Genomic DNA, 17,009 nt, shown 5'->3' on the forward strand with positions numbered 1-17,009 from the left:
CACGGCCCTGACATCACACCAGACAATCAACCCATAAGTGCAGCCGGGGGATCAGCAAAGACAGTGGTTCGGCGGCTGGCTTATAACGATGCGTAATATTGTCGGCATCATAATTCAGCAGCTCACCCAACTGCGGCACCTGGCTGCGGTCGCGGCACAGCACCAGAATCGGTGACGGGCAGGCCAGCTGGGTTTGCTTTTTCTCTTCTGCGCGCCAGATGCGCGCAATAGGCTGCACTTTCACCGGGCGTTTAATCTTGAGACGTGCTGAGGCGGGCAGGGCGCGGACATCTGCCAGCTCCTGTTGAACCTTTTCTGCCCACTGTTCTCGTGTCCAGGGCGCCTGTGCGCGGCCCGCTTTCAGGCTTCTTTCCAGTTGGGCAACGATCTCTTCCCGTTTCACGTTTTTAATCACCTGCTTATTGGCCCAGCCAAAACGTACACTTTCCGGTGCCGCGATCGCAGTGATGGTCCGGTAGGCATTCAGGGTGATTAGCCCTCGCAAATGCTGATGGACAAACTCGAAGCGGGCTTCAGAGGGCAGGCCGGACTCCACCGTAATCAGGTGCTCCAGCCGGGCTTTAAGGTGATTGATTCCCGCGATGCGCTCAGTGAGCTCCGTTTCTTCCTGTTCGCTGCACGCAATACAAAGCGCACCTGGCAAGCGCACGGCGGCTTTAGTACTGAGCTTTTCCGACTGATGTTGCATAAACAGCCGGCAGTAGTGATTCATGGCCATGTCTCGCGCCTGAATGCCAAGCAGCTGCTCAACGGCAAGTTGCGTCACAGGATCGTGCTCATGACCTTTTTCGACAGGCGGTAAACGAAAGACCCGGGCAATCAATAGCGGAAGCGACTCAATCTGCTGCCGCAAGGCACCTAACGCCTGCTCAAGATCTTTTACGCATTGCTGCATGTCAGTCACTAAATCGTAGCGCGCCATTCTGTTCTCCATAGTTACAACATGCTCAATGTGGCAGAAGTCGCAAGGCGCTGCAATAGCGACTGTAGTTACAACATACTTTTAGTGGTATTGTTAAAACCGTGCCGCCATTCGGCGCAGGCAGGAAAAAGTGGCCCCCGTTTTTTCCATTGCATTAACATGTTATAAAAACGCTTCGCTCGCTAACGGATTCCCGACATGGACGTAATCAAAAAGCCCGGTTCATTCAGCATTGTCCTTATGGGGCTGGTTCAGATCCTCTCCTGGGGCGGATCCTTTTATCTGATGGCGGTGATGGCCGCGCCCATCGTGGCGGAGACCGGTTGGTCGCAACAGTGGGTTTATGGTGGGCTCTCGTTAGGCATTCTGGTTTCCGGGCTACTGGCCCCGCGCTGTGGGCACATGATTGCCCGGACCGGCGGGCGTTTGATGCTGGCGTTAAATGGCTTTGTGATGGCGGCAGGGTTGATCCTCATGGGGTTCAGCCATCATTTACCTGTGTTTTTATTGGCCTGGGTCATCATTGGCGTGGGCATGGCGATGGGGCTGTACGATGCGCTCTTTGCCACCTTGGGCACTCGCTATGGCGGACACGCGCGCAGCGCGATAACCGGCATAACGCTTATTTCCGGTTTCTGCACCAGCCTGGTCTGGCCGGGAACGGCACTGCTGATCCACTGGCTTGACTGGCGCGGCGCCTGTTTTGCCATCGCCGGACTGTTACTGGTTTGCGTTCTGCCCGTTTATCTCTTTGCACTGCCGCAGAGCAGTCTGCCCGTAGCGGTTAAACGTCAAAGCCTGCCTCCCGCTGAGGCCGATTTGCCTGTGGTACTGTTTCGCCTGCTGTGTGCCATTTTCACCCTGGCATCGGTCATCATGACGGCCATCTCCGTGCAGCTTATTACCCTGCTGGAAGCGAGCGGTTACAGCCTGGCCTCGGCGCTGGCGATCAGCACCATACTGGGGCCGTGCCAGGTGGCTTCGCGGATTATCGATATGGTTTTCAAAGGGAGTCATCCCATCTGGACCACGTTTTTTTCTGTTGGATTCGTCGCGTTGGGCCTGGTGCTGCTGGCGCTGTTTCCTCAAACGGCGTTGTTCAGCATGATCCTTTACGGTGCAGGCAACGGCCTGCGTGCGATAGTGCGGGGCACGTTGCCATTGGTGATGGTCAAACCGGAAGCCTATGCCGTGCTCGCAGGCAGAATGGCGCGTCCGGCGCTAATGGGCCAGGCAATAACGCCGCTGGTGTTTGGCTATGTGTTTGCCACCCTGGGCGCAGATGCCACCTTATGGCTGCTTTGCACGCTCGCCGTGCTGAACCTGCTGCTGGTGGTGGCGTTAAAAAAACGGCTTCCCGCACCGGTCAACGCAGCGCCTTAAGCGAATCGGCAAGCAGAATGGCGGTAAGCACCTTGTGCTGTTGACGGCTTCAGTGTGGTGAATATGTGCCTTGTCGCGGGCCTCTTGCTTCTAAAAACCCACCGCCTTTGTTATATTTACAGCTGATTCATTGTTCACTCATGCGGCAATACAACAACAAAAACGCACCGCAATTCAGGATACAAAGATGCTTGATTATCGCTTCCCGACAGCTTTGCAAATGGTTCTGAGCGTGGCGATGGCGGAGCAAATGGGAAAACGCTCTACCAGCGCGATTCTCGCTTACGGGCTTGAAGCAAACCCGAGTTTTATCCGCAAGTTGATGGTGCCATTAACGCGTGACGGCATTATTGTGTCTACGCTGGGACGCACCGGCTCCATTCATCTTGGCCGACCGGCGGCAGACATCACCCTGCGTGATATTTATGTTTCCGTCACTGATGATAAAAAACTCTGGGCTGCGCGCCCGGACGTCGCGCCGCGTTGCCTGGTCAGCGCCAACCTGTGCTGGTATTTTAAATCCATCGCAGAAGAAGCCGAGCAGGCCTCACTCGCGGTCCTGGCCAAACGCACGGTGGCCGATGCCTTAAATGAGCTGAAAACCCACGATACCAGCAACTGCACCGCCGTACCGGAACCGGATGTGGTAGAGCCTGAAAGCGAGTGCAAAAAAAGCCGCTGATGCGGCTTTTTTTATGTGTTGATTGTCCCTCAAGGAAACAGCGCTTTGCCGCGCGTCACATTTTGCCCGTCACTATGATTATCCCCCCTGTTACAGGGCACTGTCCTTTCTGCCCGGCCCATCATTTTTTTAGCGTTCAGGCTTAGCGTGAAACAACCGCATCACCGATGGCATACAGCCTGCAACTGCCTTTATCACCACGGTTAAAGGTATTGCAATATTCAAGGGCGATGCTGGCCGCATCGTCGCCGGTTCTGGCCCAATAGGCGCTTCCCCATGCGCCTTCCGGACCGATCGCGAAGGCTTTTTCATACAGACGGGACGAGGTGTAATGTTTAAACGCCTCCGCCCCGGCTTTATTTAACGCCGCAGGCACGGGCAAGGTGGTGTCGGGAAGAGAGACAACCTCTTGGTAAGGCAGATGATGCGCCTGTAGAAACGCGGAAACCGTCTGCCACCAAAATGCTTCAGGCGCACTATCCATGAAAACATGCCCATTCTTACCAAAGGGGGGCATTTCACGAAATTCAGCGCTGCCGCCCTGACGTCGATAGGCGTCATAAAACGTTCTTCCCACGTCAGGCGAGAAATCCTGATCGTTGGCAGAGTAGAGCCAGAGCGAGGGGAGACGTGCCGTTGCACCGTAGCGTTCGAATGCGGTAAGCAGACCCGGTCCATCACAAAGCGATTTATCTTTATTCGCGCCCCGGCCGCCGTCAAAATTAATGACCGCGCTAACGCCAGGCGGATTCGCCGCGCTGGTTGCCAGAACGGCAAAGCCGCCGGAAGACATGCCAGCCAGAATCGCGTTTTCCCGCGATGCCCAGGGCTGTCTTTGCAGTACAGCCAGCGCGGCCAGCAGATCCATCCGATCTCGCTGCCCGGCCAGCTGATGGCGCGGCTGTTCACATGAACCGCCCGCATATTCTGCGTTTCCGCTTGAGTGGCCATAGCCTTCGCGTAACACCACCACTGCAGCATAGCCGTGGCGTGCAAACGCCAGAGCCGTGCCTGACATACGGTTTGGATTCATGATGCCGCGATCAAAGGCCCGGGAGCCTTCAGTCCCGTTAGTTATCAAGACCAGCGGTGCGGCACCGGTTGCGCTGGGTCGGGTGACAAAGGCATCAAGCTCAGCGAACTGGCCATTGCTCAGCGTCACCTCAAGGGTAAGGGGCTCTCTAATCAGTCCATCAAATTGCTGGTATTGCGAAAGGGGCAAGCTAATGGAAGGAAGTGAAATCACAAGCAGGCACAGAATCATCATATTGCGCTGAAAACGAAACGGCATTCTGAACATTTCCTTTTGCTTTTTGCTTTTGGAGGTCACAAGAGCGGGCGACAGACTATCAATCATGCGGGATATCGCGTCCTTCACATTATCAGCCATAACTATGTCATGCATGCGACGGCGAAATTCTGCCTCGCCCATTAACAGGGTTTTATTTTTAAAAGCAAAAGCGGTGCGCTAAGCAGGTGGGAAAGCATGAAGCCGGAGGGATGACAGCAGGCGGTTTTTCATCGCCCGCTGTCGACTCCATTATGGTGCGTTCTGTAAGCGCTGCTGAGCGGCTTTACGCGTCACCAGCTTGCGCAGCGTCACGTAGAACACAGGCGTCAGGAACAGGCCAAACAGCGTAACGCCTAACATACCGGAGAACACGGTAACGCCGGTAACGCCACGCACTTCAGCACCCGCACCTTCACCCAGAATCAGGGGGATCGTGCCGGCAATAAAGGCGATAGAGGTCATTACGATAGGACGCAGGCGCAGACGGCAGGCTTCCAGCGCCGCTTCTGTAATGCCTTTGCCCTGAATCTCCAGTTCGCGGGCGAACTCCACAATCAGAATGGCGTTCTTACAGGCCAGCCCCATCAGCACGACCAGTCCAACCTGCACGAATACGTTGTTATCCCCACCGGTTAACCAGACGCCCACAAGGGCAGACAGCATGGTCACCGGCACAATCAGGATCACCGCAAGCGGCAGCGTCCAGCTCTCATACAGTGCAGCCAGCACTAAAAACGCCAACAGGACAGCAACAGGGAAAACAATCAGGGCCGTATTACCCTGCGTCGCCTGCTGATAGCTGAGATCGGTCCATTCGATATTCATGCCGTTCGGCAGCAACTGACCCGACATCGTTTCAAGTTGACGCATCGCCTGGGCCGATGAGAGCACGCGTGGATCGGCATCGCCGATCAAGTCAGCCGCCGGATAGCCGTTATAACGAATCACCGGATCGGGGCCGTAGGCCGTGGTGATGTGCACCATGCTGCCAATCGGCACCATCTCACCGCGGTCGTTACGGGTACGCAGGTTCGCGATGTCCTCAACGCTGTCGCGGAATTCCCCGTCGGCCTGCGCCATGACGCGCCAGGTGCGCCCAAAACGGTTAAAGTCATTAACGTAGGATGAACCCAGATAAGTTTGTAGCGTACTGAACAGATCGGTTAACGCTACGCCCTGTGCTTTCGCCTTATCGCGGTCAACCTGCACCTCCAGCTGTGGCACGTTGGCCTGATAAGAGGAGATCGGGAAGTGCATGCCCGGCGTCTGCATAACCGCGCCCGAGAGGGTGTTAATCGCGGTCTGCAGTGCGCCATAGCCCAGTCCGGCCCGATCCTGAACGTAAAGGGAATAGCCCGAACCCTGGCCTAGCCCCAGGATAGGCGGTGGCATAATTGAAAAGCCAAATCCCTGTTGAATGCGGGAAATTTTCGCATTGATCTCCGCGTTTATCTGCGCCGCCGTTTGTTTACGTTCGCTGAACGGCTTCAGGCCAAAAAAGACCGTGCCGCTGTTCGGCGTATTAGTAAACTGCAACGCGTTCAGGCCGGGGAAGGCCACCGCATAGGCCACGCCTTCCGTTTGCAGGCCGATTTCGCTCATCTGACGAATCACTTCATCGGTGCGCGCCAGCGACGAGCCTTCCGGCATTTTGACGCCGCCGATCAGGTAAAGCTTGTCCTGAGTGGGAATAAACCCGCCCGGCACCGCATGAAACATCCAGCCCGCGCCAGCCAGTAACACCAGGTAAACACCAAACACCGCGCCGCGACGACGCAGGGTTTTCCCCACCATCGATTCATAGCCGTGCGCGCTACGCTGAAAGAAGCGGTTAAACGGGCGGAAAATCCAGCCAAACAGCCTGTCGATCAGGCGCGTCGGCATATCTTTGGGGGCCTGATGATCCTTCAGTAACATCGCGGCCAGTGCGGGAGACAGGGTCAGTGAGTTGATGGCGGAGATCACGGTTGAAATCGCAATCGTGGTGGCGAACTGTTTGTAAAACTGGCCGGTCACGCCCGACAGAAACGCCATGGGCACGAACACCGCACACAGCACGAGGGCGATGGCAATGATCGGGCCGGATACCTCACGCATCGCCTGATGGGCAGCGGCTTTGGGTGACAGTCCCATCTCAATATTGCGTTCAACGTTTTCCACCACCACGATGGCATCGTCCACCACGATACCGATGGCCAGCACCAGTCCGAACAGGCTTAGCGTGTTGAGCGAGAACCCAAGCAGATACAGCACGCTAAAGGTGCCGACCACGGATACCGGAACCGCCAGCAGGGGAATAATGGAAGCGCGCCAGGTTTGCAGGAACAGAATCACCACCAGCACCACTAAAAACACCGCTTCCAGCAGGGTTTGCACCACAGCCTTAATGGAGTCGCGAACAAACACGGTGGGATCATAAGGCGCAGCCCACTTCACATCGTTCGGGAAACGGGTGGCCAGTTCATCCATTTTGGCACGCACCGCGTTTGACAGATCGATAGCATTGGCGCCCGGTGCCTGGAAAATACCAATACCGACGGCGTCTTTGTTATTGAGCTGCGAACGCAGGGCATAGCTGCCTGAACCCATTTCAATGCGCGCCACGTCACGCAGCCGGACCAGTGAGCCGTCCTCTGACGTTTTCAGAATGATATCGCCAAACTGCTGCTCGTTTTCCAGCCGTCCCTGCATATTAATGGACAGCAGAAAATCGCTCTGTTTTTTTAACGGTTCCGCCCCAAGTTGTCCCGCAGAAACCTGTACGTTCTGCTCCTGCATCGCTTTCACAACGTCCGAGGCGGTTAAGCCGCGCGCCGCCACTTTGTTGGGATCGAGCCAGACGCGCATCGCGTATTCACCCGCGCCAAAAATCTGGATTTGCCCCACGCCCGGCAGACGGGCCAGCTCATCTTTGACTTTCAGCGTGGCGTAGTTACGCAGATAGAGCGAATCGTAGGTGTTATTAGGGGAAAACAGATGCACCACTAAGGTCAGGGTCGGCGACATTTTTTGCGTCGTGATCCCGAGACGGCGCACGTCCTCCGGCAACCGCGCCTCGGCCTGGGCTACGCGGTTTTGCACCTGAACCTGGGCCTGATCCGGATCGGTACCCGGGCGGAAGGTCACGGTGGTCACCAGCACACCGTCAGAACCGGCCACGGACTTCATGTACATCATGTTTTCAACGCCGTTAATCGCCTCTTCCAGCGGCGTTGCCACGGAGTCGGCGATGGCTTTCGGGTTAGCGCCGGGATATTCGGCACGCACCTGCACGCTGGGCGGCACCACGTCCGGATACTCACTGATGGGCAGCAGCGGGATGGCGATCAGCCCGGTCATAAAAATCAAGACGGACAGCACGGCGGCAAAGATCGGCCGATCAATAAAAAAGCGGGAAAAATCCATAACAACCTCAGGTTATCGCGCGGCAGTCGCGGCCATATCGACGGTTTTTGCCGTTACCGGCATACCAGGCATAAACACTTTTTGCAGGCCGGCAACGATAACCCGATCGCCCGCCTGTAAACCGGTGGTAACGATGCGTAATCCGTCCGCCATCGCGCCGGGATGAACATCACGACGTTGGGCTTTACCCTGTGCATCGACCACATAGACATACTTGCGGTCCTGATCGGTCAGCACGGCTTTGTCGTCGATTAACACGGCATTAAACTGCGCGCTACCGGGAAGGCGAACGCGGGCAAACAGGCCGGGCGTATAGGTGCGCTGGCGGTTGTCCAGAAGGGCGCGCATGCGGATCGTACCGGTGCTGGCATTAAGTTGGTTATCAAGAAAATCGACGTTGCCGCGATGTGGATAACCTTGTTCGCCGGCCAGGCCGATTTCAACGGGCAGGGCATGCCGCTGTTGTCCCTGACGTGCCATAGCCTGATAGTGCAGGAAGGTGGTCTCATCGACGTCGAAATAGACAAACATCTTGTCCTGCGAAACCAGTGTGGTCAGTACGCTGGCGCTGTCGCCGGCGGTGACAAGATTGCCGGCAGTAATTATGGCCCGGCTGGCCCGTCCGTCAATCGGCGCGGTGACGCGGGTGAAATCCAGATTGAGTTGAGCCATGTCGACAGAGGATTCGGCGGCCAGGACATCAGCCTGAGCCTGACTGGCTGTTGAACGTCGCTGTTCCCACATCTCGCGTGACACCGCCTGTGTACCCACCAGCTTCTCAGTGCGTGCCGATTCGCTGCGTGTCAGGCTGGCCTGACTGCGCGCGCGGGCCAGCGTCGCTTTTGCCTGTTCCAGTGCGGCACGGTAGCTGCGATCGTCGATGGTAAACAGGACCTGACCTTTCCTGACCTCGTCGCCTTCATGATAATTAACGCTGTCGATATAACCCGAAACGCGAGGCCGGAGCTGCACGCTTTCTACGGCTTCAACGCGCCCGTTGAAGCTGTCCCATTGACTGACAGGCTTCACCAACACATCCGCAACGCTGACGTCGGGCGGCGGCGGCGGGGCATTTTTAGCCTGGCCCGTGTCACAACCGCTTAGCAGACTAACCAGCAGCCCCATTCCCAGCAGGGAAGATCCCTGACGAACCCAGTGAGTAATCATTTTTGTGATCCCGCGATGACAGTGAAATAAGGCCCGAAGGCCAATATTTGCAACTTCTATGGTTGCAATTTATCGCGAGGAGTGTAGGCTTGTGCGACTAAGAACTGCAAGAATTACTGATACACTTTATGTGCGGTTTTCAACGCCGCGATCGGTGCATGACAGCAGCCAAAAATAAGCCCCATAAAAAGTGCGGCATTTAATGTATTAATTAAACTTGCATTAAATGGCATTGTCAGCCACGCTTTAAGTGTAACTGCAACTGATACTAATACTGTTCGCGCCGCGACGGGAGAATAAACATGATGAGTAACGCTTTTATTCACGACCTGATTAGCTGGATCGATAACAATATCGAAGCACGTCTCGATCTCGACACCGTTTCTGAGCGCGCTGGCTATTCAAAATGGCACCTGCAACGGATGTTTAAAGAGCACACCGGCTATCCACTGGGTGAATACATTCGCATGAAGAAGTTGAAAAAATCGGCCGACCGTTTGACCAGCACCAACGAGCCTATCCTGAATGTAGCGATATCGCTGGGATTTGACTCGCAACAGTCTTTTAACCGCAGCTTTAAGCGTCAGTACGGTGTAGCCCCGGGTGCATGGCGCCGTCACACTGTGCCTTCGCAGTCAGCCATGCAGTAAAAGCAGTATCCCGCCAGGGCCAGGCAATCTGGCCCGCGCTTTTTTATCGCCCGCTAAAGCTGTTATCATCTGCATCCTGTTTAAAGGGATGCCATCATGTCAAAAAAACTGTGGGTTGGACTGGTTCTGATCCTTGTTCTCTGTTGGGTGGGGTTAAAACCTTATCTGACGTCTGCACCAGCCAAAACGTCGGCCTCGGATATTGCTGCCTTAACGGATGTGCGAACGGTCGCCCGTTGGGTGCTGCAGCATCAGCAATTGCCCGATTACTACATTACCAAAAAGCAGGCGCGTCGCCTTGGCTGGAATCCAGCGAAAGGGGACTTGTGTGAGGTGTTGCCGGGGCGGGCCATCGGCGGCGATCGCTTTTCCAACCGGGAACGAAAATTGCCCGAGCGCGCCGATCGCCAGTGGTTCGAGGCGGATGTGAACTACCGCTGCGGCCACCGTGAGGCTGACAGGCTGGTCTACTCCTCTGATGGTCTGGTCTTCCTCTCGACCGATCACTATCGCACCTTTAAGCCGGTTCAGTAACCATGCTGACCTTAAGCTTTGATCTGCGCCAGCTCATCGATCGCGAGGCTTTCTATCATGCGTTTGCGGCGCAGAGCGATTGTCCTGCCGGATTTGGCAATAATCTGGATGCGCTATGGGACTGGCTGACCGGAGGAATGGCGTTGCCCGCCACGATTCATCTGCTGCATGCAGAACGGCGCAATGAGGAACTGGCCCCCGTGGTGGCGTTGCTGGAAGAGGCGGCGCAGTCGCTGGCGGGCGAGCTGCGCCTGATTTACGGTTAGTGGCGCAGTGGCTTAAGCAGGGCTGTAAGTGACTCTCGCGCTGCAACCGGCAAGTCGCCCCCACCGGTATAGCCATTGTTTTCGATAATCACTGTGTTAAGCCCCACCAGCCAGTCGTAAATATAATAGGCCGTATGGTTTGCTGGCGCGGCGGAAAGCTTCGTCAGGCGCTGTCCTGCACTGAAATTAACGCTGGGTGCCGGCGGGCGCGAGAAAACAGGCTGCCCGCGATTGACCCGGCTGCCAGGACGTTCCGATTCCGGACGCTGCAGGAAGCCCAGCCAGGCCACAAAATCCCCCAGCACCGTCATCGCGCGCGTGACCTGACGGTCAGCACGTGATTCATGCGTCATGCTCTGCGCATCGGGTTCATGCAGCGCCTGCTGCAGGGACTGCAGAATACCGGTACGAAAGCTGGCCGTGATCAACTCTTCGATCAACCACTCCATCGTGGCTTTATCAATATTCAGTAAAGCCAGCAGGCTCTGATTTTCCGGCAGCTGACGCAGGTGGTTAAGCCACAGGCTAAACACCTGACGCGGGAACTGTGCCGATCCCTGACCGAAGCTGGTCTGCTTCTGGGCGGGCTGTTCAACTTCGTTATCGCTGAACAAATCAAATTCAAAGCCAATACCAAACTGATTTTCCGGGGCCTGAATGCTGGACGTCGCCGCCGGAACGGATGAGGTGGACTGGTTGAGCCAGAGCTGACGCAGGGCCTCGCGGGAGGGCTGTAAGCGCTCAAGCAGTTCGCCATGTAAACCGGTGCGGTGTTGTAAACACTTCAGCAGTGTATCGGCGATGCTTTGCTTGCGTGCCGCCTGGTCGGGCGATGCACCCGCTTCCGTCCAGGGCTGAAGGCGACGCTCGACAACGGTGTGCTGAATTTGTGCCAGTTGGGCGATCAGCATATCGCGACGGGCTTCAGGCTGCATTTCTTCCTGTAGCCAATCAGACATCCGGTCCACGCCTGCGCGATCCAGTGCCAGCATGGAACCCCATTGCTGACCCGGCTGCCCCACCTGACGCTGCACTGCCTCGTCGACGTTGATCTGCTGATGCCGCGCATCGTAAGGGGTAATAGCCCAAATCAGACGGGGTTTCTCGCCCGCCTCATTGACCGGCTGGTGACGCTGCCATTCCCGTAACGCCTGACTGGCGACGTCAACATCCTGACGCTGGCTGGCGGCGGTGCAGATTAACAGCAAATCGATACTCTGGCGGGCGGCATAAATGCCCGGTATCAGTGTACGTTTGTGCTCCAGCAGGCGTGCGCGTAGTGCATCCTGCTGCTGCAGGCGCTGGCGCTCTTCACGCAGGGCCGGATCGCTGGGCGTACCCGGTGCGGGCAGCTCCAGCATGTCTGCGTCATCATAGAGCGCGGTGCGCGGGGTGGAGCTAAGGGGAATAGTGACCTCAAGCGTGAGCAGGGCAAGTAATCCCAACGCCACGTTCTGCGGTTTACCCAGACGGTTACCGTTTAACGGGCAAACCTCGATCGGCAGCGACTGATCCTGCTCGCTGGCGGGAACAATCAGCTGCTCCGCGGGCAACAGGGCGTTATCCGTCAGCAGGCTAAGCGGAGCCAGTACCCGTGTGCTGTTACGAAGCTGATGGCGCAGATGCAGTAAACTCCGCACCAGCTCATTCAGGGCGGGCTCGGCTGGCCACAGCAGTGAAAACAGCTGCACGCGGTCGTCAACGCTCAGCCAGGGTGCCAGTTCAACAGCCTGTGGCCAGAAGTGGCGATCAAGCTGTGCGTCATACAGGTGATGACGACGGCACCAGGACCAGAGCGTGACCAGCGCGTCGCTCTCCAGGCCCGGCAGTGGCGTGGTTAAGCGATGGCGTTGCAGGCGTTGCAACACGCTGTCAATTTTTGCGGTGTCGGGCTGGGTGACACCTCCACCACAGGAGATGGCCAGGCGCAGCACGTCGGCCTCGCTTAGCAGCGTCAGCTCAACGGGCCACTCTGAAGAGAGGGGTTCCCGCTGGTGGGTAAAACGCGTTGCGGTGGCGAAGTCGAGATTGCCGGGATTCACATTCTGAAAATAATTCACCGGTTTATCACTTAACGCGGTGATCAACTGGCCCTGTGCATCGGCCACCATTTCCGTCAACAGCCAGGCTTTACCCGCCTGGGACTGGCCAAACAGCGCCAGCGTCACCGGGCGCGCAACCTGCTGCGCCAGGGCCTGGGCCTGTACACGAGCCTGCCGTAGCTGCAGGGTCAGGGTTTCGGCTTCCAGAGCCAGACGGGGCGACTGCTCGCGGGTATTCTCAATCCAGGCCAGGCTGCCGTTCAGGGCGTCCTGCAATAAACTCAGGCGTTTTGCCAGCGTCTGCGGCTGGCGGGGTTTTACCGATCTCATCGTTTACACACACTCCCGCTGTCAATCCAGTATTGCGCATTGGCATTGCCCGTGGCGGAGAGAGTATTGAGTTTGAGGCTCAGATGTTCAAGCGGAACACGCGTGCCATCATCCAGTTTAGCCTCGCTTAACACCAGATTTTCAGGGCCGGGCGCACCCGGACCGGCCTTCACGGCGAGCTTGACGCGCAGGACACTTTCCCCCGCAACCTTACGCGCCAGCGCTGCATCATTGAGCGTCAGGCTGTAGAGCGGCGAGGCAGGCCAGCGCTCATTATCTAACTGGCGGAATCCCAGGCACACGTTGCCGCGAATACGAAAGCTGGTTTTGCGATCCAGCGAAAACTGCTGATCGTCGAGGTCGATTTCGCTGTAGCACAGGTTTTCGTCCGTCAGCGCCTGATTTTCGTCCAGCATACCGAGATAACGAATGGTTGAATAAGGCTCAAAGTCGCCTGCACGGAACCAAAAGCTGCTCAGACGCAAATCCAGCGCCAGCAGGCACAGCATTGCGCCGACCGCGGCGGTCGATTTGGGGTTATCAATGCGACCATGTTTATTAAACGGATACCAGTCGCTGGTGTGATAGCCCTCAAGCGATAAAATACGGCTGCCCGGCAGCGGCTGCAGATGACGCACCAGCGCCTGAATGCCGGGGAAGCGCGAAGGACGTCCGGTCAGCAACAGGACGTCACACTGGTAGAGTGACACCACTTCACACATAGAGCGCAGCGCCGGAATGATTGCCATGCGATGTTGCATAAACTCACCGTGCAACTGAGCCATGCTGACCACCAGTGGCACCTCAAGCAGATCAAAACGGCTGTTGCCGCCGAGTTCACGCTGAATTTCACCGTTAACAAACGCCAGCACCGCATCGGCAGGGCGCTGATCGACCAGTTCACCGAACAGCGCATTGATCTCGGCGTGGCTTTCCAGCGGATCCCAGTTTTCGTAGCGCTCCAGCACCGCCTGAGCCAGCGGGATAAACAGCTGCAGCGTCGCCTGCTGGCGTAACGTGGCCTGTCCGTCCATGCGGCTGTCGTGACCAAACAGCTTGTTGATCAGCGGCTCCGCCAGTGTCAGCCCGGCTTTTTGCAGGCTCTGTTGCAGAGCGGGTAAAATCCACAGCTGGATCACGTCCAGCAGAATATCGTCACCGGCGACTTTGAAGCCTTCACGGAACAGCAGGCGCGGGGTGATCTTGACGTTATTACCCTGGCCGTCGTCAAGACGATACTGGGTAATCGCTAAATCGGTGGTGCCGCCGCCTATATCAATAGAGGCAATACGCAGGCTCTTGCCCGGCAGTTCATCCACCTCACGCGGGCGGTCGGGACGTGCCATGCTGCTAAAGAAATCTTCTGCCCGTCCGGCAAAGTTCACCTGTGTTTCATTAAACAGCCACACCATCTGGCCACAGGTGGCTTCGTCCCACTCCATCTGCACATCCGGTACGGGCTTGCTGCTCTGGGCCTGGCTCTGCTCGGTAAAATCCTCATCGGCCGGGTGCCAGCCCTCGGCTTTCCACACCAGTGCGATGGCTTCCTGCATGCGGCGGCGGAAGATCTCCCGTTCAGGTTTTGGCATGGCAGACGGCAGGGTCAAAATAACGTGGCGCAGCTGACGCGGGGCATGGCTTTGCGGCATACGTTGGCGCTGTGCCGCACTGTTCATTTGCATTAGCGCCTGAGCCAGCAACTCACACAACATAAAGGTCATCAGCGAACTGCGGCTGTAGTGGGCGGAGAACACCGGTAAGCGTTCATCCACGGGCAGGGCGTACAGCGGCTGACCTTCATCATTCATCAACGAGGTAAACGGCGCGGCGCAGGCCTGAGGTTCCCCCTGCGGGCTCTGCTGATTAAAGCGCCAGCCCGGCTGATAGCGTGCTTCATCCCACAGGTAACGGCGTGGACTGGACAGGCCGGTACTGCCTTCCAGACCGGCGCGTTGCAGGGCCAGGCGACTGGCTTCACGCCCGACGCGGGTTAATGAGGGCCACATAAAAGCCTGCTCGCGGCCGCTTTCCAGTGAAAAATTGGCTTTACCAAAACGCGCTTCGGCAAATTCCAGCCGGCTGTCGAACAGTTCGTTATACACCCGATGCGGCTGAGACAGGTCGCGCATTTGCAGTTCATAGGTCTGCTTCAGGCCGTTGCTCTCTTCCGGATGGTCTTCCACCAGAATGCCGCAGGTATGGGAATTCCCTACGTCGAGAATAATATCGACGTTGACCGCCGGGGTTTGCAGCGTGGCGGCCTGAATGTGGATCTCGGTCAGGTTAAGCTGCTCGCCCAGTAATTCCAGCAGGTTAAGGTAATGTGCCTGATATTCAAACTCGCGCAGTGCCTGGCTGATGGCCTGCTCCCGGCGATCGGCTACGCGGTCGGTGAAGGACTCACGCAACCAGCCATCAACCCAGGTATGGTCAAGGAATTCGCCCAGCTCGTAGTTATGCCAGGCCAGCGCAAAGGTCACGCCGTTCTGCGCATCGGAAGGCGTGAGTCCGAGTTGCTCGCCGCCGTCTTCATCAGCGACGCAGCGGGTATCGAAAGCCAGCGTGACGCGGTGCGTATTGCCGGTGCTGTCGGGTTTATCCAGGGCCACCAGACGCATGCGCACCCAGTTTTCAGGGCCGCCAATAAAGCGGCGGCCCGATGCGCAACGCAGCATCGGCAGGGGCAACCAGCAGGCTTCCAGCAGCGTCAGCGAGTCTGACAGGGCGATGTCGGTTTCAGGACGAACCACTTCAGGCGCGCCACCGTCCTGTGGGTAAAGTAAAAATTTGCCGCTGTTGCCGTCCACGTTCAGTCGCAGCAAGGGGCCGTTTGCCGTCTGGCGCACAAACTGGCGTCGTGCCTGGGGCGCGGAAAGCTGCAGACCAAAATCCAGGAACTGCACGCCGCTGTTCTCAATCAGAGAAATTTTCTGCTTATCATCGATCAGGGGAGCCAACATAGTTACTTACTCTCACGCTTAATCGTAATGGGATACACACGATCCGCACTGTACTGCGCTTCACAGACGGCCGCGCCAATGCTGGAATGACACACTAACAATGGCATACGGTAACGGGATTTGTCCGCGCACCGGGCAGTAAAGCGGCTCTCAATCACCAGGTTTCCTGCGCTGGTCATCGCGGCCGTCACGTCGGCCTTACAGGTGGTATTGCCCTGGCTGATCTGCACGCTGCCTTTCCCTTTATTGAACTGGAAACGCATCACCGGCGGTTTACCGGTCGGGGTTTTGATCTGTTCAATATCCACACGCCAGCGGCCATCAATGACCTGTACCTGTCCATCGCGCACGGCATCCGGCGTCACCACCAGATCGTCGGGTTTGGCGGGCACAGCAGGCACCACCACATTTGAAAGGGTTGATGAGGGCGCGGGCGCAGCGGAAGTCGGTGCAGCCGCAGTTGATGCATTTGCGACCACCGCCGCCGGTTTCTGCGGCAGCGTGGCAGACAGTTTTTCAGCAGACGCGACGACTGCCGGTGGCTTAGTGGCGGTAACCGGCGCGGGAGCCGGCGTGTTTTGCGCGACCGGTTGCGTGACCGTCACCGGTTCTGACTGAGGCAGATGCAAGATCACAGCGGTCGCTGCTGCCGCGGCAACCGCCAGGGTTGGAAGTAAATACCACAGGCGGAAAGGCCGACGACGCGCTGTCGCCGTGGGCGTAGGTTCTGGGGCCTGAACCGCGCTTTCCTGGACCGGCGGCGTCACGATCTCCGGCTCCGGTGCGACAACAGGTTCGGGTTCAGAGGCGGCAGCGATCGTCACCGGTTCGGGCGGTGGTTCAACCAGCACGGTTGGCAGCGACTCTTCAAGACTGTCTCGCAGGCAGGCCAGCGCATCGTCGCGATTCCGCTCCTGCGCGTCAACAAACCCCCAAAAGGTTATGACGGGTTTGCCGTTGACCAGATAAACATATTGCTGATTGGGAAACTGCAAGCTTTTGCCTAACAGCGCGCCGAACAGGCGCATTGCCGGATTGGCCGCACCGCTTGCGCTGGCGCTGATGGCTTGCAGATCCTGCTGACAGGCTGTGAGATGTTGTAAAGCCTGGCGGCGTTCATAATCGCTGGCGCCCATCCAGGACTTAACCTTGCCCGGGAAGGGCGAGTACCAGTCAAGCCGGTCGCCACGTTCGTTCGTTTGTGGAATCGCCAGGCAATTTGCCAGCGCGCTCTGACGGCGCAAACGCAGGGTTTCACGGATTTGCAGGGCGGACGCATATACAGGCTGGCCGTTCTCGCCCAAAGCCAGAACCGCATCCAGATTGCCGCTGCGCAGAAAAGTTTTTGCCACCTGT

General features: G+C 57.4%; 12 protein-coding genes. 5 read left to right on the forward strand and 7 right to left on the reverse strand.

The genetic code is table 11. The annotated features are described in order from the left end of the window. Window positions 1-13: 13 nt before the first annotated feature. Window positions 14-943 carry a DNA replication terminus site-binding protein gene (gene tus / locus DFO57_RS04145; protein ID WP_110015101.1) on the reverse strand — a complete coding sequence of 310 codons (930 nt, stop codon included), beginning with the start codon at window positions 941-943 and terminating at the stop codon, window positions 14-16. A gap of 198 nt (window positions 944-1,141) precedes the next feature. Between tus and DFO57_RS04150 the strand changes: the two genes are divergently transcribed. Both DFO57_RS04150 and DFO57_RS04155 read left to right on the forward strand, forming a co-directional pair. Continuing rightward, window positions 1,142-2,326 (forward strand): MFS transporter, encoded by a 1,185-nt coding sequence (locus tag DFO57_RS04150; protein ID WP_013025712.1) that lies wholly within the window; start codon window positions 1,142-1,144, stop codon window positions 2,324-2,326. A 187-nt stretch (window positions 2,327-2,513) separates the two neighbouring features. Further along, entirely contained in the window at window positions 2,514-3,008 is a 495-nt protein-coding gene (locus tag DFO57_RS04155) for an Rrf2 family transcriptional regulator (protein WP_110015102.1), read from the forward strand. A gap of 142 nt (window positions 3,009-3,150) precedes the next feature. On the opposite strand, the gene DFO57_RS04160 is transcribed toward DFO57_RS04155, so the two are convergent. The 3 genes from DFO57_RS04160 to DFO57_RS04170 form a co-directional block, all read right to left on the reverse strand. Beyond that, window positions 3,151-4,440 carry a dienelactone hydrolase family protein gene (locus tag DFO57_RS04160; protein ID WP_110015103.1) on the reverse strand — a complete coding sequence of 430 codons (1,290 nt, stop codon included), beginning with the start codon at window positions 4,438-4,440 and terminating at the stop codon, window positions 3,151-3,153. 108 nt (window positions 4,441-4,548) lie between these two features. Continuing rightward, on the reverse strand, window positions 4,549-7,704 hold the full coding sequence (gene oqxB, locus DFO57_RS04165) for a multidrug efflux RND transporter permease subunit OqxB (RefSeq protein WP_105087536.1): 3,156 nt from the start codon (window positions 7,702-7,704) through the stop codon (window positions 4,549-4,551). Between the two features lie 12 nt (window positions 7,705-7,716). Next, window positions 7,717-8,871 (reverse strand): efflux RND transporter periplasmic adaptor subunit, encoded by a 1,155-nt coding sequence (locus DFO57_RS04170; RefSeq protein ID WP_110015104.1) that lies wholly within the window; start codon window positions 8,869-8,871, stop codon window positions 7,717-7,719. A gap of 302 nt (window positions 8,872-9,173) precedes the next feature. Between DFO57_RS04170 and DFO57_RS04175 the strand changes: the two genes are divergently transcribed. The 3 genes from DFO57_RS04175 to DFO57_RS04185 all read left to right on the forward strand — a co-directional run bounded on the left by DFO57_RS04175 (window position 9,174) and on the right by DFO57_RS04185 (window position 10,321). Continuing rightward, window positions 9,174-9,521, forward strand: a complete 348-nt coding sequence (locus DFO57_RS04175; RefSeq protein ID WP_013025716.1) for a helix-turn-helix domain-containing protein — start codon at window positions 9,174-9,176, stop codon at window positions 9,519-9,521. A gap of 96 nt (window positions 9,522-9,617) precedes the next feature. Continuing rightward, a complete protein-coding gene (locus DFO57_RS04180; RefSeq protein WP_019105253.1) occupies window positions 9,618-10,055 on the forward strand; it encodes a ribonuclease domain-containing protein in 438 nt (145 codons plus the stop codon). A gap of 2 nt (window positions 10,056-10,057) precedes the next feature. Further along, a complete protein-coding gene (locus tag DFO57_RS04185) occupies window positions 10,058-10,321 on the forward strand; it encodes a barstar family protein (protein ID WP_014605885.1) in 264 nt (87 codons plus the stop codon). On the opposite strand, the gene DFO57_RS04190 is transcribed toward DFO57_RS04185, so the two are convergent. Genes DFO57_RS04190 through DFO57_RS04200 form a run of 3 tightly spaced genes read right to left on the reverse strand, consistent with a single transcriptional unit; the run spans window position 10,318 to window position 17,005 of the window. Further along, on the reverse strand, window positions 10,318-12,693 hold the full coding sequence (locus tag DFO57_RS04190; protein ID WP_105080221.1) for a virulence factor SrfC family protein: 2,376 nt from the start codon (window positions 12,691-12,693) through the stop codon (window positions 10,318-10,320). The genes DFO57_RS04185 and DFO57_RS04190 overlap by 4 nt on opposite strands. Continuing rightward, window positions 12,690-15,653, reverse strand: coding sequence for a virulence factor SrfB (locus DFO57_RS04195; protein WP_110015105.1), 2,964 nt, complete (start codon window positions 15,651-15,653; stop codon window positions 12,690-12,692). Before DFO57_RS04195 ends, DFO57_RS04190 begins: the two co-directional genes overlap by 4 nt. A gap of 2 nt (window positions 15,654-15,655) precedes the next feature. Then, window positions 15,656-17,005: an SrfA family protein gene (locus tag DFO57_RS04200; protein WP_022622749.1), complete on the reverse strand. Its 1,350-nt coding sequence runs from the start codon at window positions 17,003-17,005 to the stop codon at window positions 15,656-15,658. Between the last annotated feature and the right edge of the window lie 4 nt (window positions 17,006-17,009).

It is taken from the genome of Pantoea sp. AG702, from assembly GCF_003182295.1.
GTDB lineage: Bacteria > Pseudomonadota > Gammaproteobacteria > Enterobacterales > Enterobacteriaceae > Pantoea > Pantoea ananatis.